We start from the raw sequence: 4423 nt of genomic DNA, 5'->3' as shown, positions 1-4423 counted from the left end.
GCTTGGATCAAGTCCACAAGGGTCAGCAGTGCGGTGGGGGCGTTGCCTATCACAAAGATACTGTGGGGATAGTGGCGGGCAACGGTGGCCATGCCGGCGGCGGTGCGGGTGCTGCCTTCGCCGTCAAAATCAAGGGCACAGTAGAGGGGTGATTCGGTGTGGGCTACGGTGCTAGCGACGCCCATGGCCACCATGCGCACATCGACCACAATCGGCACGTGGCTTTGGATGGCTTGGATGCCAGCGGCGATCGCTCCGGAACTGAAGTGGAAAAGCGCGCTCAGGTCAAAATCCGCGGTGGAATGGATGGCCCGGCGGACAATGGCGTATTCTGCCGCATTCCAAGGGTGAGAACCGATTTCTTGATCAATAATGGCGAAACTTTGGGCGGTGATGGGATGGAGGCTGGAGACGTTCCTACTCATTGTGCTTGACCCGAGCCAGCCGTGCTTCCATGGCGCTGGTGAGGTAATGCCCCGCCATGACGCCACTAGACATATAGTATTCATCGTCGCTGAGCTGGTAGAGCGTTTCAAAGCCCGTGCGGCGTTGGCGATCGCCCAACACCCAATACCGTTGAACGATGGATTCAGGAGCCACCCAGCCCTCGCCCTCCACCTTGCCGAGCAGGCTATGCTGCAGCACAAAGGTATATTGGCGATCGCCCAGGTTCAGCCGACCGCGATATTGATAGGATACGCCTTCTCGCTCTGAGCCAGGAAATTCTAGCTTGGTCACCATGGTGTACCAGTCGTCTTTGCTCCAAGCCACTAAAATTTTTCCCTTGACAGGAATGGGCATACCGTCGCGTTCTAGCCAACTGCCCTGCAGCCGCCAGCGTCCAGCTTCCATCAAAAAGGTATGACTCACGGTGATGTTCTCCCTAGCTCCTCCCACAACATGGCATCTCGATCCACCCCTGGTAACGGGCACGGGCTACCGCCCGTCTCCTGGTTCAATTCTGTGGGGATGGATGGACTGAAGGCAAGGGGGTAGCGGCTGGCATCAGAGTGCATGGTGGAGATCTCCCAACAATACAGCGTGACTGGCCCCGGTTGCATCCGGGAGATTGCCGGGAATTCCCTGGGTGCGCCAATAGGCCAAGATGGCAAAGGCGATCGCTTCTTTGGCATCGGCGGGCATCCCAATGTCGTCGCTGGTCATGACCTCGCAGGTGGGCAGATGGGCCTGAATGCGCTGGTGCAGATAGCGATTGCGGCTGCCGCCACCACAGAGAACAACCTGATCCGGTAGGCGGGGTAGGAAGGTTTGATAGCTGTGGGCTATGGAGGCGGCGGTGAAATCAGTGAGGGTGGCTAGGAGATCGGCTGGGGAAAGGTGGTAGGCGGCGGCATCGACGAGACATTGCTCTAGATAGGCCTGGCCAAATAACTCTCGACCGGTGGATTTGGGCGGTGGGGTGTGGAAAAAGTCCTGCTGGAGCCACTGCTCGACCAAGGCGCTCTGTACCGTGCCGCTGGCAGCCCATGCCCCATCCTGATCATAGGTTTGGGCACCGTTGGACAAATGATAGACGGCTAAATCGATCAAAACATTGCCAGGCCCTGTATCCCAACCGCGCACCTGCTGACCATAGGCAGCGAGGGTTTCGGGATGATCGGTTTGCTGTAGGGGACGGGGCGGGAGGTAGGCAACGTTGCCGATGCCGCCGAGATTTTGCACGCAGCGATGATATTTGGGATGGCTGAGTAAGCAAGCATCGATGGGCGGCACGAGGGGCGCACCCTGACCGCCTGCGGCCATGTCGGCGGCTCGGAAATTACTCACCGTGGTGCAATGGGTTTGGTGGGCGATCGCTTCACCCCGGCCCAGTTGGACGGTGTAGCCTAGGTCTGCACCTTGGCCGGGAGGACGGTGGAAGACGGTTTGTCCATGGGAGCCGATTAGATCGGCTGGGCCATGGGCGGCTTGCAGGGCGATCGCTGCTTGGGCAAACTGATGGGCAATGGCATCATCTAGCGCTGCTAGATCGGGCAAGGATATGGGCTCACCATGACAAACCCGCAGAATTTGCGATCGCAGCTCGTCGGGATAGGCGTAGGTGGCACTGCCGACGACCTCCACGGATAAATCAAAGGTCGCACCCGTTAGGGTGACCAATGCTGCATCTATTCCATCCACTGATGTGCCGCTGATTAGCCCAATAACCCGCATGGTATTGTCCGATGAAACGCATCCGTTCTATCTTATGCGGGATTGGGTAGACAGAGATTAGGTTAACCAGGATTGGTGACCTGTAATCTCGGGGCGATCGCTGCAAACTGACGCTGTAAACCTGCTGCATCCAGTTGCCGACCAATGACCACCAGTTGGGTTTGTCGCAGGTCACTGGGTTTCCAAGGGCGATCGTAGAAGTGATCAAAGCGATCGCCCACCCCCTGCAACACCAAGCGCATCGCCTTATGGGGCACCGCAACAAAGCCCTTAATGCGATAGATTTCCTGCTGTTGCACCAGTTGCCGCAGCTCCTCCACCAAGCGTTCTGGATCGCATTCGCCACCGATCAGCGGCACCGCTTGGATATCGTCGTCATGGTCATCATGGCTGTGGTCATGGTCGTGATCATGGTGGCTGGGGCGTTGACCTAGGTCATCTTCCACCGCCGCATTGAAGCCTAGCAGCACCTCCGCCGACACCACTCCCTGGTGGCACGGCACCAGCTTCACGCCCGGCCGCAGCTCCTGCCGCAGCCAAGCTTCCACCCGCTGGCGATCGCCCTGGGAAATGCGATCGCCCTTGGTGAGCAAGACCAAGTCGGCACAGGCCAGCTGATCTTCAAATAATTCTTCAATTGGGGTTTCATGGTCGAGGCTATCATCCGCCTGACGCTGAACGTTCAGGGCATCTAGATCGCCCACCACCTGTCCACGGGACATCGCCTCACAGTCCACCACGGTAATCACGCCGTCTACAGTGGCACCGGTGCGAATTTCGGGCCAGCGGAACGCCTGCACCAACGGTTTGGGCAGGGCTAATCCTGAAGTTTCAATCACAATACAGTCCAGTTGCTCGCGCCGCTGCAGCAGGGTTTGCATGGTCGGCAAAAATTCTTCCTGCACGGTGCAGCAGAGGCAGCCGTTGGCTAGCTCCACAATATTGCTGGGCTGGTCATCGTCATCGCACACCTGACAGCTACGCAGCAGGTCACCATCAATACCAATTTCGCCAAATTCATTGACCAAGACAGCAATACGTCGGCCCTGATTATGTTGCAAGAGATGGCGAATTAAAGTGGTCTTACCTGCTCCTAGGAAGCCGGTAATCACGGTTACGGGAATTTTATGCATAGCAATCCTTTAGGGACTTGTGGAAAAGGGCGATCGCTCCTTAACGCTGCTGGACAGTCCTATGCAGGGAAGCCTACCAACCTTGGCGTAGGCTCTATCCCTGACAGATTTAGGACAGATCTAGAAGAAATTCCAAGGAATGACGCAACGACCTCGATAGCTGATGAGCTGACCCATCGTTTCCCCTCATCCCCCAACCCCTTCTCCCACAAGGGGAGAAGGGGAGTAAGAAAGTTACGGGTGTTATCAAAACCCCTCTACCGCTCTGGGAGAGGGGTTGGAGTGAGGATCAAGAGCGATCGCCTAAAATTACTGGTTTTACAGGTTTTTAGCCAAGAACAATGGTGCTGAGAAAAGCGGTGCCGAGACCGCAGATAAGAAATCCAGCAAATCGTAGAGATAGTGGATGCTCCTTGGATGGAAGACTCGCCTGGCGAGCCATGGCGTAGGCGGCCAGGGCGATCGCCCCTTGGATGACGGTGAAGCCTAGGAGATAGGCCACGAGCGGCATCATCTCCGCGCCAATGATCGCTTCCCCATAGGCATAGCCATGGAAGAGGCCGGCGATCGCCCCTAGAATCACCACAGGCAAGAGCGGCAACTGCTGCCGCAGGGCCAGGAGAATACCGAACATCACCACGGATCCAGAAATGAAGATTTCCGCAGCGGGCAAATTCCAGCCGAGTAGATGGACACTGGTACCCAGGAGGGATGACAGGACAAAGCCCAAGGGAATGACTAAGCCAGACGGCCAAAGTGCGGCTAGCAAACCCGATGCGACCACAAAGGTTGCATGGTCGAGACCAATGACCGGGTGCCCTAGACCCGACAGAAATCCGGCCATGAAGGTCGTGGGTGTCTGGCCACCAAAGGGATGGTGAGCCAGGGCAGGCGTTGCGTAGAGAGCGATCGCTCCTAGGGCTAGGGCTAGGATGATGCCCGCCCGAGCGGGACGCTGAATGGTCGTAATGGAATGGAACACGGTCTGTACCTCGCAGATGTGTAGGGTGTGTTGTGTAATCGGTAGGCATCCTGGCTGAGACCTTGGCTCTCTCTTTCACCACGAGAGGCCCATGATCATGACAGTTGCGGGACAGCGTCGGACTTGCACCGAA

General features: G+C 57.2%; 5 protein-coding genes and 1 riboswitch. All 5 genes read right to left on the bottom strand.

Going from position 1 to position 4423, the window contains the following annotated elements; translation table 11 throughout:
* The coding region (locus V6D20_09425; GenBank protein ID HEY9815999.1) for a precorrin-8X methylmutase at nucleotides 1–425 on the bottom strand (425 nt) is incomplete at its 3' end.
* Nucleotides 418–870: a hypothetical protein gene (locus V6D20_09420; protein ID HEY9815998.1), complete on the bottom strand. Its 453-nt coding sequence runs from the start codon at nucleotides 868–870 to the stop codon at nucleotides 418–420. The genes V6D20_09425 and V6D20_09420, both read right to left, overlap by 8 nt.
* Nucleotides 871–1005: 135 nt before the next feature.
* A complete protein-coding gene (locus tag V6D20_09415; protein ID HEY9815997.1) occupies nucleotides 1006–2175 on the bottom strand; it encodes an anhydro-N-acetylmuramic acid kinase in 1170 nt (389 codons plus the stop codon).
* 62 nt (nucleotides 2176–2237) lie between these two features.
* Complete coding sequence (gene cobW / locus V6D20_09410; protein HEY9815996.1) at nucleotides 2238–3308, bottom strand: cobalamin biosynthesis protein CobW; 1071 nt, start codon at nucleotides 3306–3308, stop codon at nucleotides 2238–2240.
* A gap of 328 nt (nucleotides 3309–3636) precedes the next feature.
* The gene (locus V6D20_09405; GenBank protein HEY9815995.1) at nucleotides 3637–4290 is read right to left on the bottom strand and encodes a HupE/UreJ family protein; all 654 of its coding nucleotides are present in this window, start codon (nucleotides 4288–4290) and stop codon (nucleotides 3637–3639) included.
* A gap of 22 nt (nucleotides 4291–4312) precedes the next feature.
* A riboswitch (cobalamin riboswitch) is annotated at nucleotides 4313–4423 on the bottom strand. This riboswitch is flagged as partial in the annotation.

Source organism: Candidatus Obscuribacterales bacterium, assembly GCA_036703605.1.
GTDB lineage: Bacteria > Cyanobacteriota > Cyanobacteriia > RECH01 > RECH01 > RECH01.
The sequence above is the reverse complement of the archived record's forward strand: the minus strand, read 5'-3'. Positions and strand labels throughout refer to the sequence as shown.